Consider the following 25997-nt stretch of genomic DNA (forward strand, 5'->3'; position numbering starts at 1 on the left):
CCGGGAAAGGGTCGGGTTGGCGGGGTATGAACCTTGTTCGCCCGACCCATAAATCAGAAAGGAATATACCATGGCTAAAACTATGAAGGCTGCTGTCGTACGCGAATTTGGCAAGCCATTGACCATTGATGAAGTGCCGATTCCGGTGCCGGGTGACGGCCAGATCCAGGTGGCAATTCATGCATCCGGCGTGTGCCATACCGATCTTCATGCTGCCGAAGGTGACTGGCCGGTCAAGCCCAATCCGCCCTTCATTCCGGGCCATGAAGGTGTTGGTTTTGTTTCGGCAGTTGGTCGTGGTGTCAAGCATGTGAAGGAAGGCGACCGCGTCGGTGTTCCATGGCTTTACACGGCTTGCGGTCATTGCGTGCATTGTCTGGGCGGTTGGGAAACCCTTTGCGAAGAGCAGCTTAATACCGGCTATTCCATCAATGGTGGCTTTGCAGATTATGTTGTTGCTGATCCGAATTTCGTGGGCCACCTGCCAAAGAATATCGCTTTTAACGAGATTGCCCCGATCCTGTGCGCGGGTGTTACGGTCTATAAGGGTCTGAAGGTCACAGATACCAAGCCGGGCGATTGGGTGGTGATTTCCGGCATTGGCGGTCTGGGTCATATGGCGGTGCAATATGCAAAAGCCATGGGGCTGAATGTTGCAGCCGTTGATATTGATGACAAGAAACTCGACCTTGCCCGTAAGCTTGGTGCGACAGTTACCGTCAATGCAAAGACGCATAATGATCCGGCAGCCTATATCAAGAAAGAAACCGATGGCGGTGCGCAGGGCGTGCTGGTGACGGCTGTCTCGCCAAAGGCTTTTGAACAGGCAATTGGCATGGCTGCACGCGGCGGCACGATTGCCTTGAATGGTTTGCCAGCGGGTGAGTTTCCGCTTTCGATCTTCAATATGGTGTTGAACGGCGTCACGGTTCGCGGCTCCATTGTTGGAACGCGCCTTGATTTGCAGGAGTCGATTGATTTTGCCGCAGACGGCAAGGTCAAGGCAACGATCCGCACCGACAAGATTGACAATATCAATACGATCTTTGACGAAATGCGTGCAGGCCAGATCGAAGGCCGCGTCGTGATGGACCTGACGCAGTAATGCGGTGATAATGATTATATAAAGACATTAGAGCGCTGATCAGATCGAAATGCGCTCTAATGGGAGGAGGAACCATGCCGCAAGTCTCTCAACAACAGCAGGTTACAGCAACCGATGCCGCACTTGAGCTGATTGCTGAATTGCAGGCTGAATATGGTCCGATTATGTTTCACCAGTCGGGCGGTTGTTGCGATGGTTCATCGCCAATGTGCTATCCTCAGGGTGATTTATTACTGTCTGACACGGATGTAAAACTGGGCGAAATCGGCGGTGCGCCGTTTTATATCAGCGGTCTTCAATATGAAGCCTGGAAGCATACCGAACTCATTATCGATGTTGTGCCCGGACGTGGCGGTATGTTCTCGCTTGATAATGGTCGCGAAAAGCGCTTTCTCACCCGTTCAAGGATATGTTTGATTTAATTCTTTGCGTTCATTCGCAAAGCAGCTACTAAATCATGCATATCATTGGGGAGAGAGTGCATAACGGCCATGGCCGCATCCAATAAAAGAGCGACAATCCATGATGTGGCACGGCTGGCTGGCGTGTCTATCAAGACAGTTTCGCGTGTTTTTAATGACGAACCGAATGTGCGCGATGCAATCCGCGAAAAGGTGAAGGCGGCGGGCGCAGAGTTGCGCTATCGCCCCAATGCCGCAGCGCGTAATCTGGTTGAGCGCCGCTCGCATCTGATTGGGCTATTCTTTGAAAATCCAAGCCAGAGCTATGTCACCGAATTACAGATCGGTGCATTGGACCGGCTGCGCGATACGCGATACCGGCTTTTGATCTTTCCGGTTGAAAACCGGGCGGATATACGCGGCTCACTGATTGAGACGGCTCATGCATCCGGTCTTGACGGAATTATCGTGTCACCGCCAATGTCGGACGACCCGGAGATTTTGCAGGAGCTGATTGCATCTGCAATGCCATTTACCCGTGTGGCAGGTGATTTTGGCGTGCATCCCACTGACAGTATTGCGATTGATGATGAAAAAGCAGTTTGCGATCTCATGCAATATTTGCTCGATCTGGGGCATCGCAAAATTGCGATTGTCATTGGTGATCTGACGCATCGCTCGGCGCAGTTACGCCTTGAAGCCTATCGCAACATGCTGGCTCAGGCTGGCATTGCGCATAATCCCGATTACGAGTTTGAGGGCGGCTACAGTTTTGAAAGCGGATTGGCTGCAGGCCGAAAACTTTTGTCGCTGGAAAACAGGCCGACGGCTGTTTTTGCATCCAATGATGATATGGCGGCGGCAGTTCTTCAGATCGCTTATGATTATAAAATCGCTGTTCCGAATGATTTGACCATTGTCGGGTTTGATGACAGTGCGGTTTCGCGCATGGTTTCGCCACAGATTACCACCGTGCATCAGCCGATCCGCGAAATGACCTATGATGCCGTTGATATGTTGCTCAGCCAGATAGATACCGGTGAAGCATCCCCATCGCGGCATATTGATTACAAGCTGATTATCCGGCAATCATCGGGCCGTGTGGAGAGTTGAAAACAGGCCGGTTTCCCGGCCTGTTTTTATGGCAAGTCCAGTCCTTTGGTCAGCTCCAGCGCCTGTCGCTCAAACAGGCGGCGATAGATACCGTCTGGCTTGCGGATCAGTGCATCATGATCGCCTTCTTCCAGAATTTCACCCCTGTCGAAAACCAGAAGCCGGTCAAGCGCACGAACCGTTGAAAGCCGATGCGCAATGACAAGTGTGGTACGACCGATCATCAGCCGTTCCATCGCCTGCTGGATCAAGACTTCCGATTCTGAATCAAGGCTCGATGTTGCCTCATCCAGAATGAGAATTGGTGCATCAGCCAGAAAAGCACGGGCAATTGCCACGCGCTGACGTTCACCACCCGAAAGCTTCACCCCGCGTTCGCCGACAAGCGTTGCATAGCCCTTTGGCAGACGCATGATGAAGTCATGCGCACTGGCAAGCTTTGCAGCCTCTTCGATCTCCACCTGTGTTGCGCCGGGGCGGGCATAGGCGATGTTCTCGGCCAATGTCCGGTGGAACAGGATCGGCTCCTGTTGCACAATGGCAATCTGCGATCTGAGAGATGCCTGCGTGACTTCGGCAATGTTCTGCCCGTCGATTTTAATCGCACCGTCACTGACATCATAAAGCCGCTGGGTCAGCTTGACGAATGTCGTTTTGCCCGAACCCGAATGACCAACCAGACCAACCCGTTCACCGGCTTCGATCCTGACTGAGAAGTCGCGATAAAGTGGTGTCTCATGGCTGCCATAATGGAAGGTGACTTTATCGAAAATAATCTCGCCATTGCCAATTCTGATTGCGCCTGCGCCCTCCTTGTCGGCAATGCCATAAGGCTCGGCTTCGATCTGAACCAGCTCTTCCATATCATTGACCGAACGCTGAAGGTTGCGGATATGCATACCCACATCGCGCAGATAACCCTGCAACATGAAGAAGGCTGTCAGAACAAAGGTAATGTCACCCGCGGTCGCCTTGCCCTGGCTCCACAGATAAAGCGCAAAGCCAATCACCACACCGCGCATCACCAGCAGGTTCACACCCTGAATAAAGCCATTGAGCGTGCCGATCAGCCATGTGCGGCGTGTGCGCGAGCGCCATTTGGTAACAACCCTTGCAAGACGTCCATCTTCACGGGCCTCAGCGCCGAATGCCTTGACAACTGCATTGCACGAAATGGCATCGGCCAGAGCGCCGCCAAGCCGTGTATCCCAGCTGTTGGCGAGCGTTGCCGCTGGCGCAACAGAGCCAAGCGAAATCACAATTGTGCAGACAATGAACAGCACCGAGCCGATGGCAACCAGCAGGCCCATCATCGGCCAGTACCATGCGAGAAGTGCGACCGAGCCAAGCAGCATCAGGATTGACGGCAGCAACGCAAGCAACAGCGTGTCATTGAGCAGATCAAGTGCCCACATGCCACGCGAAACCTTGCGCACCGTCGATCCGGCAAAGGCATTGGCATGCCAGTCCGTTGAAAAGCGCTGGAGCTTGTGAAACGAACTGGCCGCCATGTCGCTCATGATCTTCAGCGTGAAGTCCGTGATGACATAGAAGGTCAGTTGTCGCGTGATCAGCGCAACCGCACCAAGCACGAGCAGGATGATCAGCGCGTGAATGGCGGCATTCCACGCATCATTCTGGCCCAGCGAAATTGCATCGACAAGCTTGCCCGAATAAAGGGGGGTGAGAACATCTGCGGCTGTTGCAAGCAGCATGCCGATTATCAGCAGTGTCAGCCGCACTGGCTGACTTCGCCAATGGATGAAGGTGTAGCCGAGGACTTTGCGGAACGCAGGCCCGCGGAAATCCAAACGAAACCGGGTCATATGAACAATACCAGCCCGCAAAAACGGATTCTGGTTCCTTTAAAATATTTCCGGCAAAAGTCCGAAACCGCATTGCATCGGACAATGTGCGAAAATGAAGACAAAACAAGCAGCCTGATAAAGCTGCGGCAAATTTGGAAGTGTTCAGGAATATGCCCTTTTGGGGAGGGCGGTGAGGCTTCAGCCTCTTGTAGGGACCAAGAATTTAAAGCTTGGAAGCGCCCGCATTAACACCGGGCACCGACGGAAATGGATAGACACGCATCTCATACCTCTTGCCAGTGTTTCAGATGGATGCACATTAAATGAGCAAATCTGTTTGCCAAGGGGCAAAATGCAGAAGTGCGATTTCATTTTATCGACTGTGGCAAAAATGTTGTCTTACGGTTTTTTCGGCCATGCCGCCAGCTTGCGCGAAAAATACGAGATTATCCCATGTAAAAGCATGGTGAAGACTGCCAGTACAAAAAGGCTTGCAAACATCAGATCGACCTTGGCGCGACCGTTTGCCAGCAGCATCAGATAGCCAAGTCCTTTGGATGCGCCCACCCATTCGCCAACCACAGCGCCGATGGGTGCATAGACGGCAGCCAGACTTAAACCCGAAGCAAGCGAGGGGAAGGCCGCAGGGATTCGCACCCGGAACAGGATTTGCATGCGTTTTGCGCCGAGATTTTCAGCCGCATTGATCAGCGTCTGATCGGTACGCTGCATGCCATCCAGAAAGGTGGAAGCGACCGGAAAAAAGATCATCAGAATGGTGACGGCAATTTTTGATGCCGGTCCATAGCCGAGCCACAAGGTCAGTATCGGAGCAAGCGCAAATATCGGGATCGCCTGAGAGAACACCATCATCGGCATGACCAGCCTTTGTGCAAGCGGTGACATCATCAGGCTGATTGCTGTCAGCATGCCAATGGCAGAGCCGAGAAACAGCCCGGCCAGCACCTCGCCAAAGGTCACGACGGCATTGTCAGCAATCAGTTGCGCATTGGTGATGAGCGAAAGCAGAACATCAAGCGGGCCGGGCAGGATGAAGCGCGGCATCTGCCAGATGCTCACCACAGTCTGCCATAGTATCAGCACCACAATCGCCGACAGAACCCCGTCGGCGATGCGTTTTTTGCGAGAGCGGGAACTCATGCGCCTTTAAGGCCTCCCTTTAGGCCCATTGACCAGAAATTTGCCTCAAGCCTGCTTGCGGTTGCAAAAATCTGGCAGAGTTTTGGCCAGCGCGGGCTGTTCTCGAAATCGGCGCCGATGCGGTTTTGTGCCGCCTGATCAAAAAGCCTGCCGACCGTGTGGCACATCTGTTGAAAATCAGCGCCTGCATAGGTGTCTATCCACTCCTGATAGGGCGTACCGGCTTTCGCGGTGGCTGCAAGATTGGTTCCGATCTCGCCATAGCCATGTGCGCAGGGAACAAGGGCTGTCAGCAGGTCGAGAAAATCCCCCGCTTGTCCGCAATCGAGCACATAGCGCGTATAGGCGAGATTTTCCGGCTCTTCTTTTGTGTTATAAAGAGCCTCTTCGTTAATGCCTTCGCGTGCGCAAATGCCCACATGCAGCGGCAGTTCCGTGACAGTCAGCCCATGCATGATTTCGGCACAAAGCCGTGTTTCCTGAAGACTGCCGGCTTTCACAACACCCAGTGCAAAGGCACGCGCATAGTGATGCAGATAAACATAATCCTGGGCAAGATAATGCAGGAATGCAGCTTTTGGCAGCGTGCCATCGCCAAGCCTGCGTACAAATTCATGATCAATATAGGGCGTCCAGTCAGCAAGTGTTGCAGCACGCAGGCGCGTGAATAATTCGGAGGAATAAAGCATGTTGCTCATGACTTGTTTCCTTCAGCATTTACATCAATGGCTAGTTTTTCGACCGGCAGGATCGAAGGCACAAGGCCGTTTTCCTTGAGGTAAGCTTCATAGCGGCTCCAGCGTCCATGATCGAGGCTAGCGGGTGCGCGTGAAAACCGGGCAACTGTGTCTTTCCATGCACGCTGGTTCAGCGCGTCATTGAGTTCAGAACTGTAGGATGCAAACAATTCGTAGCTTTGCTCTGGATGATTGACGATATATTGCGCAGCCTTTTCAGTGGCTGCGAGAAAACGCGAAATCCGTTCTTTTTCATGCGCATTGAGCTTGTTTGAATTGGCGACATAAACCAGCTCGTCATAGACAGGCACGCCTTCTTCCTCGACGAAGAAACATTTGCCAGCCACCCCTTCAACAGCCATTTGATTAAGCTCGATGTTGCGATAGGCACCCATTACCGCATCGACCTGCTTTGACATCAAAGCGGGTGCAAGGGAGAAATTCACATTGATCAGCTCAACATCTGCGATTTGCACGCCGTGATTGCCAAGAATTGTTTGGAGCAAAACTTCTTCAACGCCTGCAACCGAAAAGCCGATCTTCTTGCCTTTGAGATCGGCGATTGAATTAACCGAACCATCATCGCGTACCATCAGGCAATTGAGGGGAGAATCCACCAAAGTACCGACGCGGATCAGCGGAATATCGGCATGAACATCAAGATGCACCTGCTGCTGATAGGAAATTGCCAGATCAGCCTGTCCTGCCGCAACCATTTTGGGCGGCACGGATGCATCCGCAGGTGCAATGATTTCCACATCAAGACCCGCATCTTTAAAGTAACCGAGCTTGTCGGCCACGATGATCGGCCCGTGATCGGGGTTTACATACCAGTCGAGTATGAGCTTGAATTGATCCTTTGCCTGTGCTGCCTGAGCTGACATCAGGGCAAACGAAGCCGTGGCGCTGAAAAGCGCTGCAAAAATCAGTTTTTTCAATGTTTCCTCCGGTTAGAGCGCATCCCGAAAAGTGTGAAGCGGTTTTCGGACAAAGATGCGCGTTAAAACAAATACTGAGCCTACTTTACATAGGGGCGTGTAATTTCGATCCATTGCCGTATACGGGCTTGCGGGTCGGGATTGAGAGTGATGTCGGTGACGACGGATACAATGTCGGCACCTGCTTTAAAGACGCCCGGCGTGCGCTCCACATTCATGCCGCCAATGCCAACAAGCGGAATGTCGCCAAGAGCAGACTTCCATTGGCTGACGCGCTCCAGCCCCTGTTCATGCCATTTCATCTTTTTGAGAATGGTCGGATAGACAGGACCAAGCGCGATATAGGCTGGCTTTAGCGCAAGAGCGCGATCAAGTTCAGCCTCATCATGGCTGGATATACCAAGCTTCAAACCACTCGCCTTAATCGCATCAAGATCGGCATCATCAAGGTCTTCCTGACCGAGATGAATGAAATCACAGCCTTCCTCAATCGCCAGTTTCCAGTAGTCATTGACGATGAGCTGGCAATCATGTTCGGCACAAATTTCGTGGGCTGCGCGGATTTCTGCACGCAATTCAGTGCCATTTTTGTCCTTGATGCGCAATTGCACGAGCTTGATGCCGAGCGGCACCATACGTTCACACCAGCTGGCGCTGTCAAAGATCGGGTAGAACGGATCAAGGGCCATTACACAAATGCCTTTCCGATGAGGGGAGTGGAGGGGGCTGCCATATCGCGGGCTTCAATCGGGTCGGCTTCATAGGCAATCCGACCAGCTCTAACAGCAAGCGAAAAAGCGCGGGCGATAGTGGCTGGATTACCCGCTTTGGCAACGGCGGTGTTGATAAGCACAGCATCAAAGCCGAGTTCCATGGCGCTTGCAGCGTGCGATGGCACACCAATACCTGCATCCACCACCAGCGGAATATCGGGGAAATGTGCACGCATGGTTTTAAGCGCATAGGGATTGTTGAGGCCGCGGCCTGAGCCAATCGGCGCACCCCATGGCATCAGTACCTTACAGCCTGCTTCGATGAGTTTTTCGGCCACCACCAGATCGTCATTCATATAGGGGAAGACTTCAAAACCCTCATCACAGAGAATGGTTGCGGCTTCCACCAGTCCGAAAGGATCGGGCTGCAATGTGTCGTGATCGCCGATGACTTCAAGCTTGATCCAGTTTGTACCGAAAATCTCACGTGCCATTTTTGCCGTGGTAACAGCCTCGCGTGCTGTATGGCAGCCGGCAGTATTGGGCAAAACCGATACGCCAAGCGCTTTGATGAGTGTCCAGAAATCCTGTCCTGCACGCATGTTTCCGCTCTCGCGCCGGAGCGAAACCGTGACGATTTCCGTGCTTGACGAACGGACACTGTCAGCGAGAATAGAGGGTGATGGATATTGAGCCGTTCCCAAAAGCAAGCGGCTTTCAAAGGTTTTTCCGTAAAATTCCAGCATCTCAGCCTCCCTGCATCGGTGCGAGCACTTCGATGCGGTCGCCGTCCTGGATCAATGTTTCCTCGCGTTCGTCGCCAGCAATGAATTCGCCATTAAGTGCGGTTGCCACCACCGCTTCATCAAGCTCGATTTCTGCAAGCAGGGCTGAAAGATTGCGGCTCCCGGTCTTAAAGGCTTCGCCATTTAAAACGATGTTCATACCAGTTCCTCCAGAAATTCGGACTTTTGTTCGGCTTCTGTTGCTGCTGCAACCGCCATGCGTGCAACCGCAGGCGAGAGCAGAAAGCCGTGCCGGTAAAGCCCGTTGACATAGATGGTTTGGCCGCGTTTACGCACGCGCGGCAGATTATCGGGGAAGGCGGGGCGAGCATCAACGCCGGTTTCGAGGATTTCTGCCTCGCCAAAACCCGGATGCAGCGCATAGGCAGCACTCAGCATTTCCAATGTTGAGCGAACGCTGATGCTGCCCCGTTCATCGCTTTCGATCATGGTCGCGCCGATCATATGAATGCCATCACCGCGTGGCACGATGTAAAGTGGAATACGCGGATGCAGCAGGCGCACAGGGCGCGAAAGATTGATGTCGCGCGAGCGGACAATAAGCATTTCACCCTTGACACCGCGCAGATCCGCTAGCTGATCGCGTGCTGCAAGGCCGCGTGCATCGACGGTGATATCAGCGTCGATTTTTACATCTTTCGCATCCTGCCCCAGTTGAAAGACCACGCCTTTTTGTTGCAACCGTTCGGCAAGCTCAATGAGTGTTTCGCGCGGACTGAGATGGCCTTCATCTGCGAAAAAAAGCCCCTGCCGGAACCGTCCTGCAAGGTCTGGTTCCAGCGCATCGATCTGTGCCTGATCAATGGTGTCGAAAGCTTGCGTGCGCCGGGCAAAGCGGCGCAGTTCGCTCATATCGCGTGTATGGGATATAACGAGTGTTCCCTTGCGCTTGACGGTTGAAACATGCCGCTCCCACCAGTCAATCGCTTGCTTTCCAAGCCTGACCACCGGCTCTTCAGCACTCTCGCCTTCGCACCATGGCGCAAGCATTCCACCTGCAAACCAGGAGCAGCAGCCAGCGCCGATTACAGTGCTTTTGGCAATCACGGTGACAGCATGGCCCTGGTCGTTAAATTCTGCGGCACAGGCAAGGCCAGCAACGCCTGCACCGATAATGGTCACACGCATTAAAGTGCCTCCCACAGATTATGAAAATGATGCACGGGGCCATGGCCGCTGCCAATCTGAAGACTATCTGCCGAGCGGATAGCCGCTTGCAGATAGGCATGGGCATCGTGCAGCGCCTGTTGAAGCGACAGGCCTTTGCCAAGCCCTGCGGCAATGGCCGAAGAGAGTGTGCAGCCGGTGCCATGGGTGTTTTTGGTGTAGATACGCGGTGCTTCAAGACGCAATGTCGGCAGGTCGCGCCGGATGAGAAGGTCTGTGCAGGTGTCGCCTTCTGCATGCCCGCCTTTCATCAATACGGCTTTCGCGCCAAGCTCGAGCAATGCGCGTCCTTGCTCCTCCACCTCATCATCATTGTGCGCGACAGCACAATTGAGCAGGCAGGCAGCTTCAGGCCGGTTTGGGGTCAGCAGGCTTGCAAGCGGAAGTAAACTGTTGCGCAATGTCGAAATTGCAGTCTCGCTGAGCAGCCTGTCGCCTGATTTCGCCACCATCACCGGATCAAGAACAACCGGTCCTGAGAAATGGGCAAGGCCTTTTGCGATTGCCAGAATAGTTTCCGGCACCGATACCATGCCGATCTTGACCGAGGCCACATTGAGATCGCTGAACACGGCATCGATCTGTGCGCCAACAATTTCGGGCGGAACATCATGAACCGCTTTAACGGCCAATGTGTTCTGCGCTGTGATTGCCGTGATCACGCTTGCGCCATAGACGTTGAGCGCTGAAAAACTTTTGAGATCAGCCTGAATGCCCGCACCGCCGCCGCTGTCGGAACCGGCAATGGTCACGCAAATCGGCACCGATACATTATGATTGATGCTTGCATCTGTTCGGGAGAGGTCTTGTCTCAAGTCCATCATGTCGTCTCTCATTCCGAACGGAAAATTGAGACGTCATGAACTTGCTTTTGGGGCTTTGCCCCATGGAGGATGGTTTCCTCCTTGTTCGCGACGCGCCAAACTCCGTTCCCTACGCAGGTATTACCCGGATCAGGTTCAATGGGTTAACGCGATCAGCGTCTCTCAGCCTCTGATGAGGCACCCCAACGAATTTTGTGCCTTAGGCATAGGCCGGAACGCGGTGGCGGTCAAGCGGACTGTTTTATGGAGCGCGTTTTATGGAAAATGAGTAATAAATTTATAGAGTACCCAATTTTTATATTATATTTTAGATGAGGGTGCATTAATCAAGTTAAGAAAAATGTCGTCCTGTTGCAGACGATTTATCTGATTCTTGGGAACGATTCTCTTGTGGGGACGGGGAGTTGCGGATCGGGTTCAGTCTGATGAGGGAACAAAGATGACGAAGCGAGAAGCCCGGCAGGCTTACGCGGGTAATCTGGATGTGCGGATATCTGATGAGGATTTTCGTATTCTGTTTACAACACATCCCACACCAATGTGGGTTTATGATCCTGAAACATTACGTTTTGTCGTGATGAATGAAGCTGCTTATGCGCTTTATGGTTATTCGCCGGATGAAGTGCAGCGCATGACGGTACTTGATATTCGTCCACATAGTGAGCGGGAGCGAATGCTCGAAGCCGTGCGCGACAAAAGCGATCTTGAATGCCCCGGACAATGGCAACATCTCAAAGCCAATGGCGATATTATTGAGGTTGTAACCTATGGACGACAAGTTCTTTTCAAGGGAAAACAGGCTATTCTTGCCATTGTGCAGGATCTGACTGAACTCGTCCGGATTACGCGGCAAGCCAATCACACCCAGTCTCTGCTTGATGGTCTGATTAACAATATGCCTCTGGGCGTTTTCGTTAAAGATATGCATGATGATGGCCGTTATGTTCTTTATAATCATGCGGCTGCGGCGATCGGAGGCTATGCGGTCGATCAGGTCATAGGCTCTCTTGATACAGAGATTTTTCCCCGGGAAGAAGCCAAGCTCCTCATGCGGCAGGATCAGTTGGCGATGCATCAAGGCAATGTGCTCACGATTGAACGCGACATTCGGTTTGTTGATGATACGTCGCGCAGGATGCGAATTATCAAACGTCCCATTCCACCTGTTGATGGTTCACTGCCGCGCTATCTGATTGGTATCATTGAAGATGTTACCGAACGCCGCCAGACTGAACAACGCATGATGCATATTGCCATGCATGACAGTCTGACTGATCTGCCCAATCGGGTTTATTTTTCGCAATATATCGAAGGCACTTTAAAAAAGGACGAAAATACACCGGCATTCGCCCTGCTTTATCTCGATATTGACCATTTCAAGACGATCAATGACAGCAGGGGACATCAGATTGGTGATCAATTACTGCAACAGGTAGCTGAACGTTTAAAGGGGTTGATGAGTGCTGATCAGTTTCTCGCTCGTCTGGGTGGCGATGAGTTTGCCATCATTTATCGCAGCGATATGATTTCCCAGATCGCGATGTTTGCGGATCGGCTTTTGTCGGCGTTTCAGGACCCTTTTGAATTGGGTGAAACGACTGAATATATATCATGCAGCATAGGCATTGCTCAGGCGCCGCTTCATGGTGAATGTACGGATGTGTTGATGCGCAATGCTGATCTCGCACTTTATGCAGCCAAGGCCAGTGGCCGGCGGACATTCAGTTTTTACAAGCATTCCTTGCGCTTGGCGGTCGAAAAGCGTCATGTCATGACAGCCGATTTGCGCATTGCTTTGGCATCGCAGCAATTTGAGTTGCACTATCAGCCGATTTTCAATTTGCAGACTGGTCGCATATCCGGTTTTGAAGCTTTGCTGCGTTGGCAGCATCCAGAATTGGGGCAGGTTTCTCCTTCCGAGTTTATTCCTGTTGCGGAAGAGGCTGGCCTGATCGGACCCATTGGTGACTGGGTGCTCATGCAGGCCTGTCGCGAGGCTGCAAACTGGCCCTATGGCATCAAGGTATCTGTTAATTTGTCATCGGCGCAGTTCAGCCAGACGAAGTTGCTTGCCTCGGTTACAGAAGCGCTTGCAGAGGCCGCGCTCTCTCCTGAACGTCTCGAACTGGAAATCACGGAATCGGTTTTCCTGCAAAACAGCAAGCACAATATTGAATTGCTCTTTGAGCTGCGTCGCCTGGGTGTGCGTATTGCGATGGATGATTTTGGAACCGGCTATTCATCATTGAGCTATTTGTGTTCATTTCCGTTTGACAAGATCAAGGTTGATCGCAGCTTTGTGTCGGGCATTGAGGCTGATGCACGTGATCTTGCGATCATTCAGGCTGTTGCTACCCTTGGCGCAGGTTTCAGGATCATCACGACGGCTGAAGGCGTGGAAACCCTGCAGCAGCTTGAATGTCTGCGAGAGCAGAATTTTGGCGAGGTGCAGGGTTTTCTGATGGGGCGGCCAATGCCGGCAGACAAGGTGGCTGAGTTTATCGAGACGCGCTGCGGGTCAATTCTTGGGATGATAGAGCCGTCAAATTAATGGGGCCTGATAATGGGCCTGATAATGGGCTTGATTCTGGACTTGACCTTCCAACGATGGGAAGCGCTATCTATCATGTAATTCATGATAACACCCTTCAAAAAAGGGTTGAAAGGAATTGCCTTGAATAAGCCTTTAAAAGAGCACAAGCCTGCAGGATCTGAAACCGCCAGTTTTGCCATTCCTGTTGAAGGGATGAGCTGTGCATCCTGTGTGTCCTCCGTTGAGAAGGCAGTTGCAAAAGTGCCGGGCGTGGAAAAGGTTTCGGTTAATCTTGCAACCGAGCGTGCCGATATTACCTTCAAGTCATCCCCTGATATACCGGCTGTCATCGATGCAATTCGCAAAGCTGGCTATGATGTAGCATCAGGCAATGCTGATCTTGCCATTGAGGGGATGAGCTGTGCGTCCTGTGTCAGCAATGTCGAAAAAGCGTTGCATACGGTTGCGGGTGTATCCCGCGCCAGCGTCAATCTTGCAACCGAGCGTGCGCATGTTGAATTTGCAGGGCCGGTTGATGTCGGGGATTTGATCAAGGCAGTCGAAAAAGCTGGCTATGAAGCCCATGCACTCGATGAAACGCGCAATGATGCCAGACAGGAAACGCAATCCGAAAAACGCGATGCGGAAGCCATTGAGCTGAAAAAGAATGTGATCCTCGCAGCCGTTCTCACGCTGCCCGTGTTCATCCTTGAGATGGGATCACACCTCATTCCCGCCATGCATATGTTTATCATGGAAACAATCGGCATGCAGAACAGCTGGTATTTCCAGTTTGTGCTGACCACGCTTGTGCTTTTTGGTCCCGGTATGCGCTTTTTCAAGAAAGGCATTCCTGCACTTTTACGCGCAACACCGGATATGAATTCGCTGGTGGTTGTCGGTACAACGGCTGCATGGGGTTTTTCGGTTGTTGCTACTTTCTGGCCTTATATTCTGCCCGATGGCACTGCCAATGTTTATTTTGAAGCAGCAGCCGTGATCGTGACACTGATCCTGATTGGCCGTTATCTGGAAGCGCGTGCCAAGGGGCGTACATCGGCTGCAATCAGCCGTCTTGTGGGGTTGCAGGCAAAGTCTGCACGGGTGGTTCGTAATGGTGAAACGCTGGATGTGCCGCTTGAAGATGTGCGCACTGGCGACATCGTTCAGGTGCGCCCGGGCGAAAAAGTGCCGGTTGATGGTGTGGTGATCGAAGGCTCATCCTATGTGGATGAATCGATGATTACCGGTGAGCCGGTGCCTGTTGCCAAGGAAGAGGGCGCGGAAGTTGTCGGTGGTACGATCAACAAGACCGGTGCCTTCACCTTCCGTGCCACCAAGGTTGGCCGCGATATGGTTATCTCGCAGATTGTGCGGATGGTTGAGGATGCACAGGCCGACAAGCTGCCCATTCAGGCTAAAGTCGACAAAGTGACGGGCTGGTTCGTGCCGGCGGTTCTGGCTGCAGCACTTATCACATTTATTGTGTGGCTGATCATCGGCGGTACGGCCATGATGGGCTATGCACTGGTCAATGCGATTGCCGTTGTCATCATCGCTTGCCCCTGTGCGATGGGACTTGCAACGCCGACCTCTATCATGGTTGGCACGGGACGCGCTGCTGAATTTGGCGTGCTGTTCCGCCGTGGTGATGCGCTGCAAACCTTGCGCGATGCATCGGTCATTGCGGTTGACAAGACCGGGACCCTCACGCAGGGCAAGCCTGCTTTGGCACATTTTGCGGTCGTTGATGGTATTGATCAAGATGAAGCGCTGGCGCTGGTTGCCGCAGTGGAAGTCCGTTCAGAACATCCGATTGCCGATGCGATCGTGACTGCCGCAAAGGAAAAAGGTCTCAGGCTCGGTGACATATCGGCATTTGAATCTGTGCCGGGCTTTGGACTTAAAGCCCGGGTTGCCGGTCATGAGGTTGCTATTGGCGCAGATCGTTACATGCACAAGCTTGGGCTTGATGTCGCCGCCTTTGCCGATGATGCCAGCCGTCTGGGTGACGAAGGTCAGACACCGCTTTATGCAGCCATTGATGGCAAGCTGGCTGCAATCATTACGGTCGCTGATCCGATGAAGGAAACAACACCTGCGGCAATCGCTGCCATGCATGATCAGGGTTTGAAAGTTGCAATGATCACCGGCGATAACCGCCGCACCGCACAGGCAATAGCAAAACGCCTTGGCATTGATGAGGTGGTTGCGGAAGTGCTTCCCGAAGGCAAGGTCGAAGCCTTGAAACGTCTGGCCGCTGGCGGCAAACGCATTGCCTTTGTGGGGGACGGTATCAATGATGCGCCTGCACTGGCTGCTGCCGATGTTGGCATTGCCATTGGTACGGGCACCGATATTGCAATTGAAAGTGCCGACGTGGTGCTGATGTCGGGCGATCTGCGCGGTGTGGTCAACGCCATTGCAATTTCCAAGGCCACGATTCGGAATATCAGCGAAAACCTGTTCTGGGCATTTGCTTATAATGTGGCATTGATCCCGGTTGCAGCCGGTGTTCTATATCCCTTTACCGGAACGCTTTTGTCTCCGGTACTGGCGGCAGGGGCAATGGCGCTTTCGAGTATTTTTGTTCTCAGCAATGCACTTAGATTGCGGGTTTTCAAAAGCCCAATGGCTTGAAACATCACCCCGGGCCTGACCCCAGGGTGCTGACCTTAAATATCGGCGGCTTTTTAGCTGCCGATATTTCTTTTGTTTTTTAATAAGAATCTCTCTGGATTTTTCATTTTGCCGCCTATTTTATTGAGCAGGCAATGCGGTGTTGCGTGCAAGGTCTTTTGCTGCAACACTCCCACCCAAATCAGGAATACCTCGAACTTGACTTGAACCATACAGCGTTCATCAATCGTCGGCCAAAATGCGGCGAGATCGCAGTCACAGCCTCAGAGCGGCGCTGTAAATATTTATTCTAATGCGCATCTTTGTCCGAAAACCGTTCCACACTTTTCGGGATGCGCTTTAAAGGGGAATATCTTGCTTGTTTCTCTGACGTCACTCATTTTGTTATTGATTGGTTTGGGGCTGGGTGCTGCGGGCATCTACCTTGTCACGCTGGGCGGCAGCTGGTTTTTCGCCATCGCTGCCATTGGCTTTTTGCTGGCCGGCATTTTCCTTTTCAAAAGAAGCGCCATTGCGCTGTGGATTTATGCGCTCATCATTCTCGGCTCGCTCGGCTGGGCGATCTCTGAAGTTGGTTTCGACTGGTGGGGACTGGGTTCAACAGGCGGCGTCATTGTCCTGATTGGTCTGTGGCTTCTGACACCATGGATCAGAAAACCGCTCAAGGGCGGTGGCTTGCCCCTTTCAGTCGCGATCATTGCTGCTCTGGTGGTTGCGGGCTACTCCATGACGCAGGATCCGTGGAATATTTCGGGCGATCTGCCCACCGATAAAGTGGCGGCAACGCCGGACCTTGGCGGTAATGTTCCCGATGGTGAATGGCATCAATATGGCCGCACACCTTATGGTCAGCGTTATTCACCATTAGCGCAGATAACCCCGGATAATGTTTCCAAGCTTCAGGTCGCATGGCAATATCAGACCGGCGATGTGAAACAGCCACAAGATGTAGGCGAAACCACCTATCAGGTGACGCCGCTTAAAATTGGCGATTCACTTTATCTTTGCACACCGCATAACTGGGCCATTGCGCTTGATGCTGCCACGGGTAAGGAAAAGTGGAAATTTGATCCCAAGGTTGGTTTCAATACGGACCGCCAGCACCAGACCTGTCGTGGCGTGAGCTACTGGAAAGATACAACTGCAACCGCCGGCGCCAAGTGTTCGGAACGGGTTTATCTGCCGACATCTGATGCACGGTTGATTGCGCTTGATACGCAGACAGGTGAAATCTGCACCGATTTTGCCAATGCCGGCACGCTCGATCTCGGCCATGGCATGAAATATAACCCCGCTGGTTATTATTATTCGACTTCGCCACCAGCCGTCGTTGGTGACAAGATTATCGTCGGTGGCGCGGTTAATGATAATTATTCGACACAGGAACAGTCGGGTGTTATCCGTGCTTTTGATATTCGCAGCGGCGATCTTTTGTGGAACTGGGATTCAGGCAACCCGGATGTTACAACACCGCTGCCGGAAGGCGAATATTACACGACCAATTCGCCAAATAGCTGGTCAGTGTCGAGTGTTGATGAAGGCCTTGGCCTGATTTTCATTCCGCTTGGCAATCAGGTGCCGGATCAGCTTGGCATGGGCCGCAGTGATCATGTTGAGAAATATTCGTCCTCCATCGTGGCGCTGGATGTGAATACGGGGCAAGTCAAATGGGTGCGCCAGACGGTGCATCATGATTTGTGGGATATGGATGTTCCGGCACAGCCTGTTTTGCTGGACATTAATGGCATACCGGCACTGGTCGGGCCGACCAAGCAGGGCGATATTTATGTGCTTGATCGCCGCACCGGTGAGCCGATTATCCCGGTTCGAGAAATCCCAGCGCCAACGGGTGCTATCCCTGAAGATTACACAGCTCCCACGCAGCCGATTTCTGATCTGACATTCAGTCCTGCGCCGCTGACCGAAAGCAGCATGTGGGGTGTGACCCTGTTTGATCAGCTCGCATGCCGTATTGCTTTCCGCAAGCATTTCTATGAGGGACGCTACACGCCGCCTTCGCTGAAAGGCACCATTGTCTATCCGGGTAATTTCGGTGTTTTCAACTGGGGCAGTGTGGCCGTTGATCCGGTGCGTCAGGTGATGTTCGGCATGCCGACCTATCTGGCTTTCACATCAAAGCTTGTCCCCCGTGCCGATATTCCACCACGCGGTCAGGATGAGAAGGGCAGCGAGCAGGGCCTTAACCGCAATGACGGTGCGCCTTATGGTGTCTTCATGGGACCATTCGTCAGTCCGCTTGGCATACCATGCCAGACGCCGCCATGGGGCTTTGTTGCTGGTGTTGATCTGCGCACAGGCAAGATTGCCTATAAGCATCGCAATGGCACTATTGAGGATATGGCCCCGGTTCCCCTGCCGCTCAAAGTTGGCGTTCCGGGCATTGGTGGACCAATGATCACCGCCGGTGGCGTTGTGTTCCTTGGTGCGGCTGTGGATGATTATCTGCGCGCTTACGACCTCACCAATGGCAAAGTGCTCTGGGAAGCACGCCTGCCTGCGGGTGGTCAGTCTACGCCAATGACCTATACGGTCGGTGAGCAGCAATTTGTTCTGATGGTTGCAGGTGGTCATGGTTCGGTGGGCACCAAGCCCGGCGATTATGTGATCGCCTATACGCTGCCTCAATAACAGGCTTTGACCAATAAAAACGTCGGGGATTTCCTGGCGTTTTTATATTTTAGCGTGAAGTAATTCGCCTTTTCGCGGCACGCCTTGATGATCTTGCTCAGCATTATTTCTGGCAAGCTCATGGATGATCGGACAATCTGGCCGATCATCGCCATGGCAATTATGCGCCAGATGACGCAATGTATCGGCCATGTTTTGCAATTGCTTCATCTTGGCTTCGAGTTCTTCAACATGAGCGAGCGCAACCTTCTTCACATCTGAGGATGCGCGGTTACGGTCCTGCCAGAGTGTGAGCAGTGCTTTGATCTTATCGACGGAGAAGCCAAGGTCACGGCTTGAGCGGATGAAACGCAGTGTTTCGACATCTTTTTGTGTATAGACGCGATAGCCGGAGCTGGTTCTGTCAGCCGGTTTGATCAGCCCAATGGTTTCATAATGGCGGATCATCTTCGCCGAGATGCCCGATGCGGTCGCTGCCTGCCCGATATTCATTTCGTTCCTCTCATCCTGTCCTTTACGCATGTAGGAAGAGAGAACGACTATTCAAAGAGATTTTCGCCGGAAACTCCGGCGAAAACTTCAATTCTCATAACAATCAGGCAGTGAAATCGTTCTGGGTGCCGTGTGCTTCAATCGCCTGTGCAAGGCGCTGTAACGCATGAACATAAGCTGCCGAACGAACGGTTACATTGTGCTCTTTGGCGTGGTTCCAGATGGCACGGCCTTCGCGTTCCATGATGCTTTTCAGGCGATCATGGATTTCTTCAAGCGTCCAGTAATATCCTTGACGGTTCTGTACCCATTCAAAATAGGAAACCGTCACGCCGCCAGCATTGGCCAGAATGTCCGGCAGAACGATAACGCCATTTTTCACAAGGATTTCGTCAGCTTCGGGTGTTACAGGACCGTTTGCCAGTTCCAAAATCAGCTTTGCCTTGATGGAAGCCGCATTATCGGCATCAATCATGTTTTCCATGGCGCTTGGGACGAGAACATCGCATTCGGCAGCAACCAGCTCATCGGGTGTAATGGCTTCATGGCCATTTTTACCAGCGGTGGAAACAACCGATTTATTATTTGCCTTGGCTTCCAGCAGCGCATCGAGATCAAGACCTTTGGCGCAATAAACAGCACCGGCTGAATCGGATACGGCAACGATCTTGTGGTCGTCACTTGCCATAAGCTTTGCGATGAACTGACCGGCATTGCCAAAGCCCTGAACCGCAACACGAAGCTGTGAGGCAAGACCAAGGTCTTGCGACAGATGACGCACCAGATAAAAACCGCCACGTGCAGTCGCGTCGTTGCGGCCAAGCGAACCGCCCAGAGCCAGTGGCTTGCCGGTAATGACAGCCGGTGAAGACTGGCCGACGATCTGTGAATATTCGTCTGCCATCCAGCCCATGATCATGGAATTGGTGTAAACATCGGGTGCAGGAATGTCGCGATCCGGGCCGATAATGCTGGAGAAAGCCTGAATATAGGCACGGGACAGACGCTCAAGCTCAGCTTTTGAAAGCTGGCGCGGGTCAACCTGAATGGCTCCCTTGCCGCCGCCATAAGGCAGGTTCATGACCGCGCATTTAAATGTCATCCAGAAGGCAAGCGTTTCGACTTCTTCTGCCGTTGCTTCCGGGTGGTAGCGAATGCCGCCCTTGGTCGGTCCACGGGTGTCGTCATAGCGGCAGCGCCATGCAAGAAAGGATTTACGCGAACCGTCATCCATGCGGATCATCAGCCGCACTTTCATCGTCTCACGGGCGTATTTCAGTTTTTCGATAACATCCGGATCAATATTGATGTGGTTTGCTGCTTCATCAAGACGAATGAGTGCACTTTCAAGTAGATTTTCCCTAGTCACGAAATCACCTTTCTTGCGCTTAAGTGTTTTTAAATACGATTTTGCGCAAGCCTGCGTAGCTCTTTACGCAATAAAAGGAAAGAGAAAAGGACAACATTATTGTCCTATTTTGTAAAAACGTTTTGGATTTGTTCCAATATCAACCGGCGGCAATATTATATCTGTAAGACAGCTTTACCGATCAAGCGCATGATGTCGCGAAATGGTGTCGATGTCGTATTTGTGCTGTGTTTTGACGCAAGCCTGCTGTCCATAAGTTGCCCGACTCAATACAAATATCATTGAAGATTTTTCGTGCGCCACATGGGGCATGAACCCTAAGACTGGTGGTTTGATATGTCCCGCTTTTCGTTCGCTTCTATCATTGGCAATGCATTGTCCGGCAACAGGAACTGGAAGCCGCAATGGCCAAATGCCGAGCCGAAGGCCGAGTATGATGTGATCATTGTCGGCGCCGGTGGGCATGGTCTTGGTGCCGCCTATTACCTCGCCAAGGAACACGGCATTACCAATGTCGCGGTCATTGAAAAAGGCTGGCTTGGCGGTGGCAATACGGGACGTAACACCACCATCATCCGCTCCAACTATCTTTATGATGAGAGTGCACATCTTTATGAGCATTCGATGAAGCTGTGGGAGGGGCTTAGTCAGGATCTCAATTACAACGTCATGTTCTCGCAGCGCGGCGTGATGATGCTGGCGCATACGGTGCATGATGTGCAGAGCTTCAAGCGTCATATTCATGCCAACCGGTTGAATGGCATTGATAATGAATGGATGACCAAAGAGCAGGCCAAGGCATATTGTCCGCCGCTCGATATTTCACCCAATGCCCGCTATCCGGTTGTTGGCGCGACCTTGCAGCGGCGCGGTGGTGTGGCCCGCCATGATGCGGTTGCCTGGGGCTATGCGCGTGGCGCAACCGAGCGTGGCGTGGATATTATCCAGAATTGTCCGGTAACGGGCATTCGTCGCGATGCTTCGGGGCGCGTAACGGGTGTTGAAACCCCTCGCGGCTTTATCAAGGCGAAAAAAGTGGCCGTGTCGGCTGCTGGCAGTACGTCGATTGTCATGGATATGGCCGGCGTGCGGATGCCGCTTGAGAGCTTCCCGCTACAGGCACTTGTGTCTGAACCGGTGAAGCCGGTTGTTCCATGCGTTATCATGTCGAACAGCGTTCACGCCTATATCAGCCAGTCTGACAAGGGCGAACTGGTCATTGGTTCGGGTACTGATCAGTACACATCTTACAGCCAGCGCGGTGGTCTGCCGCTGATTGAACATACACTGGCGGCGATTTGCGAAATCTTCCCGATCTTCACCCGCATGCGCATGCTGCGCAAATGGGGCGGTATTGTTGATGTGACGCCGGACCGCTCGCCAATCATCGGCAAGACGCCGGTTCCCGGACTTTATGTCAATTGCGGCTGGGGCACGGGTGGCTTCAAGGCAACGCCGGGTTCGGCCAATGTCTTTGCCCACACTATCGCACGGGACGAACCGCACTGGATCAATGCGCCGTTCACGTTGGAACGTTTTGCGACTGGTCGCCTGATCGACGAAGCGGCTGCTGCCGCGGTTGCGCATTAGAGAATAGGGGAACCCAAAAATGCTTTTAATCCGTTGCCCTTATTGCGAAATGGAACGCCCCGAGCTGGAATTTGCCTATGCGGGTGAAGCGCATATTGCGCGTCCTGCCGATCCATCGCAGCTTTCCGACGAAGAATGGCGTGATTTTCTGTTCACACGTTCCAATCCCCGCGGCACGCATTATGAGCGCTGGCGGCATATCAATGGCTGTGGGCGCTTCTTTAATGCGGTGCGTGATACGGTGAGTGACAAATTCGTCACGACCTATAAGGCCGGTGAACCCCGTCCTGCTCTGGCAGAAACTCCGGCTGCGGAGACGAAATAATGACCGATATGCGCATTCATAACAAAGGCCGTGTCAACAAGGCCAAATCCGTAAGGTTCAGCTTCAACGGCAAGACCTATTCCGGCTTTGAAGGCGACACGCTGGCATCGGCCTTGCTTGCCAATGGCGAACATCTGGCCGGTCGTTCCTTTAAATATCATCGTCCGCGCGGCATTCTTTCTGCCGGTTCCGAAGAACCCAATGCATTGATGGGCGTTTCACGCGGACCGGGCCGCTATGAGCCGAACACCCGAGCAACGGTGCTGGAACTCTATGACGGCCTGAATGCGACAAGCCAGAACCATTGGCCCTCGCTGAAATATGATGTCGGCGCGATTAATGACGCGCTCTATATGTTCTTCTCGGCAGGCTTTTACTACAAGACCTTCATGTGGCCGAAAAGCTTCTGGAACAAGGTCTATGAACCTTTCATCCGCAATGCTGCCGGTCTTGGCAAATCGCCTTCCGAACCCGACCCGGACACCTATGCCAGCCGCTATGCCTTCTGCGATGTGCTGGTGGTGGGCGGCGGACCTGCCGGTCTGGCGAGCGCCTTAGAGGCCGCAAAGAGTGGTGCGAAGGTTATCCTCGTTGACGAGCAGGCGGAATTTGGCGGCTCGCTTCTCTCAGAACCAGAGCCGGTCATCAATGGCCGCGCAAGCTGGGATTGGCTCAATGAAACCATAGAAGCGCTCAAAACCAATCCGAATGTCACGCTTTTGCCGCGCACCACGGCAATAGGTTACTACCATCAGAACATGCTCGGCCTTTGCGAACGCCTGACCGATCATCAGTCAAGGCCAGCCACACATGCACCGCGTGAACGCATGTGGCATGTGCGTGCACGTCAGGTGGTGCTGGCGCAGGGTGCTATCGAAAAACCGCTGATCTTTGCAGGCAATGACCGGCCCGGTGTGATGCTGGCGTCTGCTGCCCGCACCTATCTTAATCGCTATGGCGTTAAGGTTGGCAATCAGGCTGTCGTTGTCACAAGCCACGACAGCGCATGGTTAGCCGCTTTCGATCTCGCAGTCGCAGGCGTCAAGGTTCCGGCTATTATCGATATACGCTCAAATGTTGCCGACAGCCTGATCAATCGCGCAAAAATGCTCGGTATTGAAACATTGATCGGCTGGACAGTGACGGATACCGGTGGCCGCCATCGTGTTTCAAAAGTGCGGGCCAATCCGGTTTCCAATGGTTCGGTCGGTGCTGCGCGGATGATTGCCTGTGATGTGGTTTTGATGTCGGGCGGGTGGAACCCGAGTGTTCATCTTTTCTCGCATACCAAAGGCTCGCTGGTTTGGGATGAGGCTCGCCAGATCTATCTGCCGGGCGAACGCACCGAAGAAAGCCGCTGTGCCGGTGCAGGCAATGGCAATTTCGATTTGCAAAGCGCTTTGCGTGAAGGTGCGCAAGCAGGTAATGATGCAGCCTCGGATGCCGGGCATAAGGCCAAAGTGTCGGAATATGCGGTTGCCGGTGATTTTGTCTGCGATGGTATGAGCGTGCGCGAACTGCCAACCGATCGCGACCCGGGCAAGGCCAAGGCTTTTATCGATTTCCAGAATGATGTGACCGCCAAGGATATTCGTCTGGCCGTGCGCGAGGGTTTCCACTCCATCGAGCATGTCAAGCGCTATACCACCAATGGCATGGCGACCGATCAGGGCAAGACCTCCAACATCAATGGTCTGGCGGTTGCAGCCGATGCTCTTAAACGCCCGACGCCACAGGTCGGGCTGACCACTTTCCGCCCGCCTTATACGCCGACGACTTTTGGTGCCTTTTGCGGTTATAATCGTGGGCCATTGTTTGATGTCACGCGCAAAACGCCAATTGATGCCTGGGCCGAGCAGCATGGCGCAGCTTTTGAGCCGGTCTCGCTATGGCGCCGTGCATGGTATTTTCCAAAAAATGGTGAAGACATGCATCAGGCAGTAGCGCGTGAATGTCGCGCTACACGTGAATCATTGGGCATGTTCGATGCTTCAACGCTCGGCAAGATCGAAGTGGTCGGCCCGGATGCGGCCGAATTTATGAACCGTATCTATACCAACCCATGGACGAAGCTTGGTATCGGGCGCTGCCGCTATGGTCTGATGCTTGGAGAAGACGGGTTCATCCGTGATGATGGTGTTGTCGGTCGCCTCGCGCAGGATCGCTTTCATGTTACGACCACAACCGGCGGTGCTGCAAGTGTGCTCAACATGATGGAGGATTATCTCCAGACCGAATGGCCGGAGCTGAAAGTCTGGCTGACTTCGACCACCGAACAATGGGCCGTGGTGGCAATCAATGGACCCAATGCACGTAAACTTATTGAGCCAATGGTGGAAGGTCTGGATCTTTCCAATGAAGCTTTCCCGCATATGTCGGTAGCGGAATGCAAATTCCTGGGCGTGCCTGCACGTTTGTTCCGCATGAGCTTTACCGGTGAACTGGGTTATGAAATCAATGTGCCTGCGCGATATGGCCTGTCGCTTTGGAAGGCGCTTTATGAAGCCGGGCAGCAATATGACATCACGCCTTACGGTACCGAAACCATGCATGTGCTGCGTGCTGAAAAAGGTTATATTATTGTCGGTCAGGATACAGACGGTACGCTAACGCCCGATGATGCAAGCCTTGGCTGGGCCATTGGCAAACAGAAGCCGGATTTCGTCGGCAAGCGTTCCTTAACGCGCCCGGATATGCTGAAATCAGATCGTAAGCATCTTGTGGGTCTGCTCACCCGTGATCCTAAACTGGTGCTGGAAGAAGGCGCACAGATTGTCGCCGATCCAGAACAGGCCGTGCCAATGACCATGCTTGGCCATGTGACCTCGTCTTATTGGAGTGAAGCCCTTGGCCGCTCTATCGCGCTTGCTGTGGTATCAGGCGGCAAGACCCGCATGGGTGAAACGCTTTATATGCCGATGCCGGATGGTAGCGTGCATGAAGCTATTGTTTCGGGCATGGTCTTTTATGACCCTGACGGTACAAGGCTTAACGGATAAGGAATTGAACCATGCTTGTTGAAACAAAACCTTATTCGAACCGCAAGGTCGTCATTCGCGGTCGTCTGGAAATCCACCCGGCTGATGATGCCGCCCGCTTCATCCTGCGCATTGATGTTTCAAAGCTCAAAAAGGCTGAAAAGGCGCTGGGTGCGAAAATCCCGGCAAGGATAGGCGATGTGATACGTACGGACGATATTGCCGTTGCCTGCCTTGGGCCGGACGAATGGTATGTCTGGGCCGATGAAAGCAAAGGTGTCGCGATTCTACAGGCTTTCGCAAAGCTCTATGAAACTGAGCCGCACAGCCTGACGGAGGTCAGCCACCGTGAAACCGGTATTGATATTTCCGGCCCGAAAGCTGAATGGTTGCTCAATGCCGGATCACCGATCAATCTCTCTGCAATGCAGCATCCGGGTGCGGCCCGCACCATCTTCGATCATGCCCAGATCATTTTATTGAAATGGGATGAGGACCATTACCGCATCGAAGTCTGGAACTCGTTCGCTGATCACGTCTGGGCCTTGCTGCAACAGGCGAGCGTCGAGGTAGAGCTATCGATCTGATTGATCCAGTTTATGTGTAAAAACGCCGCCCGATGGGGCGGCGTTTTTGTTTTTTAAACCT

22 protein-coding genes and 1 riboswitch are annotated in these 25997 nt (G+C 52.9%); of the genes, 10 read left to right on the forward strand and 12 right to left on the reverse strand.

What is annotated here, in order from left to right; genetic code table 11:
- The first annotated feature begins 70 nt into the window (after nt 1-70).
- From adhP to FHY56_RS09715, 3 genes are all read left to right on the forward strand, one after another.
- Nucleotides 71-1105, forward strand: a complete 1035-nt coding sequence (gene adhP, locus FHY56_RS09705; protein WP_140904959.1) for an alcohol dehydrogenase AdhP — start codon at nt 71-73, stop codon at nt 1103-1105.
- Between the two features lie 74 nt (nt 1106-1179).
- Nucleotides 1180-1527 (forward strand): DUF779 domain-containing protein, encoded by a 348-nt coding sequence (locus FHY56_RS09710; protein WP_140904960.1) that lies wholly within the window; start codon nt 1180-1182, stop codon nt 1525-1527.
- Between the two features lie 69 nt (nt 1528-1596).
- Nucleotides 1597-2619 carry a LacI family DNA-binding transcriptional regulator gene (locus FHY56_RS09715; protein WP_140904961.1) on the forward strand — a complete coding sequence of 341 codons (1023 nt, stop codon included), beginning with the start codon at nt 1597-1599 and terminating at the stop codon, nt 2617-2619.
- A 26-nt stretch (nt 2620-2645) separates the two neighbouring features.
- Here FHY56_RS09715 and FHY56_RS09720 read toward each other — a convergent pair whose 3' ends face one another.
- The 9 genes from FHY56_RS09720 to thiD form a co-directional block, all read right to left on the reverse strand.
- Nucleotides 2646-4445 carry an ABC transporter ATP-binding protein gene (locus FHY56_RS09720; protein ID WP_140904962.1) on the reverse strand — a complete coding sequence of 600 codons (1800 nt, stop codon included), beginning with the start codon at nt 4443-4445 and terminating at the stop codon, nt 2646-2648.
- 381 nt (nt 4446-4826) lie between these two features.
- Complete coding sequence (locus FHY56_RS09725; protein ID WP_140904963.1) at nt 4827-5588, reverse strand: ABC transporter permease; 762 nt, start codon at nt 5586-5588, stop codon at nt 4827-4829.
- A complete protein-coding gene (gene tenA / locus FHY56_RS09730; RefSeq protein WP_140904964.1) occupies nt 5585-6286 on the reverse strand; it encodes a thiaminase II in 702 nt (233 codons plus the stop codon). The genes FHY56_RS09725 and tenA overlap by 4 nt, the downstream gene beginning before the upstream one ends.
- Complete coding sequence (locus FHY56_RS09735) at nt 6283-7263, reverse strand: ABC transporter substrate-binding protein (protein WP_140904965.1); 981 nt, start codon at nt 7261-7263, stop codon at nt 6283-6285. Before FHY56_RS09735 ends, tenA begins: the two co-directional genes overlap by 4 nt.
- Nucleotides 7264-7343: 80 nt before the next feature.
- Nucleotides 7344-7952 (reverse strand): thiamine phosphate synthase, encoded by a 609-nt coding sequence (locus FHY56_RS09740; RefSeq protein ID WP_140904966.1) that lies wholly within the window; start codon nt 7950-7952, stop codon nt 7344-7346.
- Nucleotides 7952-8722: a thiazole synthase gene (locus FHY56_RS09745; protein ID WP_140904967.1), complete on the reverse strand. Its 771-nt coding sequence runs from the start codon at nt 8720-8722 to the stop codon at nt 7952-7954. The genes FHY56_RS09740 and FHY56_RS09745 overlap by 1 nt, the downstream gene beginning before the upstream one ends.
- Nucleotide 8723: 1 nt before the next feature.
- Nucleotides 8724-8921 (reverse strand): sulfur carrier protein ThiS, encoded by a 198-nt coding sequence (gene thiS / locus FHY56_RS09750; protein WP_140904968.1) that lies wholly within the window; start codon nt 8919-8921, stop codon nt 8724-8726.
- Nucleotides 8918-9910: a glycine oxidase ThiO gene (gene thiO / locus FHY56_RS09755; protein ID WP_140904969.1), complete on the reverse strand. Its 993-nt coding sequence runs from the start codon at nt 9908-9910 to the stop codon at nt 8918-8920. Before thiO ends, thiS begins: the two co-directional genes overlap by 4 nt.
- A complete protein-coding gene (gene thiD, locus FHY56_RS09760) occupies nt 9910-10770 on the reverse strand; it encodes a bifunctional hydroxymethylpyrimidine kinase/phosphomethylpyrimidine kinase (RefSeq protein ID WP_140905035.1) in 861 nt (286 codons plus the stop codon). Before thiD ends, thiO begins: the two co-directional genes overlap by 1 nt.
- Nucleotides 10771-10862: 92 nt before the next feature.
- Nucleotides 10863-10968, reverse strand: a riboswitch (TPP riboswitch).
- A 244-nt stretch (nt 10969-11212) separates the two neighbouring features.
- On the opposite strand from thiD, the gene FHY56_RS09765 reads away from it, so the two are divergent.
- Nucleotides 11213-13324, forward strand: coding sequence for a putative bifunctional diguanylate cyclase/phosphodiesterase (locus FHY56_RS09765; RefSeq protein WP_140904970.1), 2112 nt, complete (start codon nt 11213-11215; stop codon nt 13322-13324).
- Between the two features lie 123 nt (nt 13325-13447).
- Nucleotides 13448-15946 (forward strand): heavy metal translocating P-type ATPase, encoded by a 2499-nt coding sequence (locus FHY56_RS09770; protein ID WP_268898910.1) that lies wholly within the window; start codon nt 13448-13450, stop codon nt 15944-15946.
- A 53-nt stretch (nt 15947-15999) separates the two neighbouring features.
- Here FHY56_RS09770 and FHY56_RS17780 read toward each other — a convergent pair whose 3' ends face one another.
- Entirely contained in the window at nt 16000-16158 is a 159-nt protein-coding gene (locus FHY56_RS17780) for a hypothetical protein (protein WP_158447745.1), read from the reverse strand.
- A 142-nt stretch (nt 16159-16300) separates the two neighbouring features.
- On the opposite strand from FHY56_RS17780, the gene FHY56_RS09775 reads away from it, so the two are divergent.
- A complete protein-coding gene (locus FHY56_RS09775) occupies nt 16301-18595 on the forward strand; it encodes a glucose/quinate/shikimate family membrane-bound PQQ-dependent dehydrogenase (protein WP_140904971.1) in 2295 nt (764 codons plus the stop codon).
- A gap of 42 nt (nt 18596-18637) precedes the next feature.
- Here the strand turns inward: FHY56_RS09775 and cueR are convergent, their stop codons facing one another.
- Together cueR and FHY56_RS09785 are read right to left on the reverse strand one after the other, a co-directional pair.
- Entirely contained in the window at nt 18638-19087 is a 450-nt protein-coding gene (gene cueR / locus FHY56_RS09780; RefSeq protein WP_140904972.1) for a Cu(I)-responsive transcriptional regulator, read from the reverse strand.
- A gap of 103 nt (nt 19088-19190) precedes the next feature.
- Nucleotides 19191-20456: a Glu/Leu/Phe/Val family dehydrogenase gene (locus FHY56_RS09785; protein ID WP_140904973.1), complete on the reverse strand. Its 1266-nt coding sequence runs from the start codon at nt 20454-20456 to the stop codon at nt 19191-19193.
- Between the two features lie 336 nt (nt 20457-20792).
- Between FHY56_RS09785 and FHY56_RS09790 the strand changes: the two genes are divergently transcribed.
- From FHY56_RS09790 to FHY56_RS09805, 4 genes are read left to right on the forward strand one after another with little or no spacing between them, the layout of a single operon-like run.
- Entirely contained in the window at nt 20793-22046 is a 1254-nt protein-coding gene (locus FHY56_RS09790; protein ID WP_140904974.1) for a sarcosine oxidase subunit beta family protein, read from the forward strand.
- Nucleotides 22047-22065: 19 nt separating this feature from the next.
- Nucleotides 22066-22371, forward strand: coding sequence for a sarcosine oxidase subunit delta (locus FHY56_RS09795; RefSeq protein ID WP_140904975.1), 306 nt, complete (start codon nt 22066-22068; stop codon nt 22369-22371).
- A complete protein-coding gene (locus FHY56_RS09800; protein WP_140904976.1) occupies nt 22371-25370 on the forward strand; it encodes a sarcosine oxidase subunit alpha in 3000 nt (999 codons plus the stop codon). Before FHY56_RS09795 ends, FHY56_RS09800 begins: the two co-directional genes overlap by 1 nt.
- 11 nt (nt 25371-25381) lie before the next feature.
- Complete coding sequence (locus FHY56_RS09805; protein ID WP_140904977.1) at nt 25382-25936, forward strand: sarcosine oxidase subunit gamma; 555 nt, start codon at nt 25382-25384, stop codon at nt 25934-25936.
- The last annotated feature ends 61 nt before the right edge of the window (nt 25937-25997 follow it).

Origin of the sequence: Brucella gallinifaecis, from assembly GCF_006476605.1 — a bacterium.
In the GTDB taxonomy this organism is placed as follows: Bacteria; Pseudomonadota; Alphaproteobacteria; order Rhizobiales; family Rhizobiaceae; genus Brucella; species Brucella gallinifaecis.

Excerpts from the sequence above, each read along its gene's own strand:
- adhP (WP_140904959.1), top strand. The coding sequence starts at position 71 with ATGGCTAAAACTATGAAGGCTGCTGTCGTACGCGAATTTGGCAAGCCA.
- cueR (WP_140904972.1), bottom strand. The coding sequence starts at position 19,087 with ATGAATATCGGGCAGGCAGCGACCGCATCGGGCATCTCGGCGAAGATG.
- FHY56_RS09795 (WP_140904975.1), top strand. The coding sequence starts at position 22,066 with ATGCTTTTAATCCGTTGCCCTTATTGCGAAATGGAACGCCCCGAGCTG.
- FHY56_RS17780 (WP_158447745.1), bottom strand. The coding sequence starts at position 16,158 with ATGGTTCAAGTCAAGTTCGAGGTATTCCTGATTTGGGTGGGAGTGTTG.
- FHY56_RS09740 (WP_140904966.1), bottom strand. The coding sequence starts at position 7,952 with ATGGCCCTTGATCCGTTCTACCCGATCTTTGACAGCGCCAGCTGGTGT.
- FHY56_RS09800 (WP_140904976.1), top strand. The coding sequence starts at position 22,371 with ATGACCGATATGCGCATTCATAACAAAGGCCGTGTCAACAAGGCCAAA.
- FHY56_RS09790 (WP_140904974.1), top strand. The coding sequence starts at position 20,793 with ATGTCCCGCTTTTCGTTCGCTTCTATCATTGGCAATGCATTGTCCGGC.
- thiO (WP_140904969.1), bottom strand. The coding sequence starts at position 9,910 with ATGCGTGTGACCATTATCGGTGCAGGCGTTGCTGGCCTTGCCTGTGCC.
- FHY56_RS09805 (WP_140904977.1), top strand. The coding sequence starts at position 25,382 with ATGCTTGTTGAAACAAAACCTTATTCGAACCGCAAGGTCGTCATTCGC.
- FHY56_RS09715 (WP_140904961.1), top strand. The coding sequence starts at position 1,597 with ATGGCCGCATCCAATAAAAGAGCGACAATCCATGATGTGGCACGGCTG.
- thiD (WP_140905035.1), bottom strand. The coding sequence starts at position 10,770 with ATGGACTTGAGACAAGACCTCTCCCGAACAGATGCAAGCATCAATCAT.
- thiS (WP_140904968.1), bottom strand. The coding sequence starts at position 8,921 with ATGAACATCGTTTTAAATGGCGAAGCCTTTAAGACCGGGAGCCGCAAT.
- FHY56_RS09765 (WP_140904970.1), top strand. The coding sequence starts at position 11,213 with ATGACGAAGCGAGAAGCCCGGCAGGCTTACGCGGGTAATCTGGATGTG.
- FHY56_RS09725 (WP_140904963.1), bottom strand. The coding sequence starts at position 5,588 with ATGAGTTCCCGCTCTCGCAAAAAACGCATCGCCGACGGGGTTCTGTCG.
- FHY56_RS09710 (WP_140904960.1), top strand. The coding sequence starts at position 1,180 with ATGCCGCAAGTCTCTCAACAACAGCAGGTTACAGCAACCGATGCCGCA.
- FHY56_RS09745 (WP_140904967.1), bottom strand. The coding sequence starts at position 8,722 with ATGCTGGAATTTTACGGAAAAACCTTTGAAAGCCGCTTGCTTTTGGGA.
- FHY56_RS09720 (WP_140904962.1), bottom strand. The coding sequence starts at position 4,445 with ATGACCCGGTTTCGTTTGGATTTCCGCGGGCCTGCGTTCCGCAAAGTC.
- tenA (WP_140904964.1), bottom strand. The coding sequence starts at position 6,286 with ATGAGCAACATGCTTTATTCCTCCGAATTATTCACGCGCCTGCGTGCT.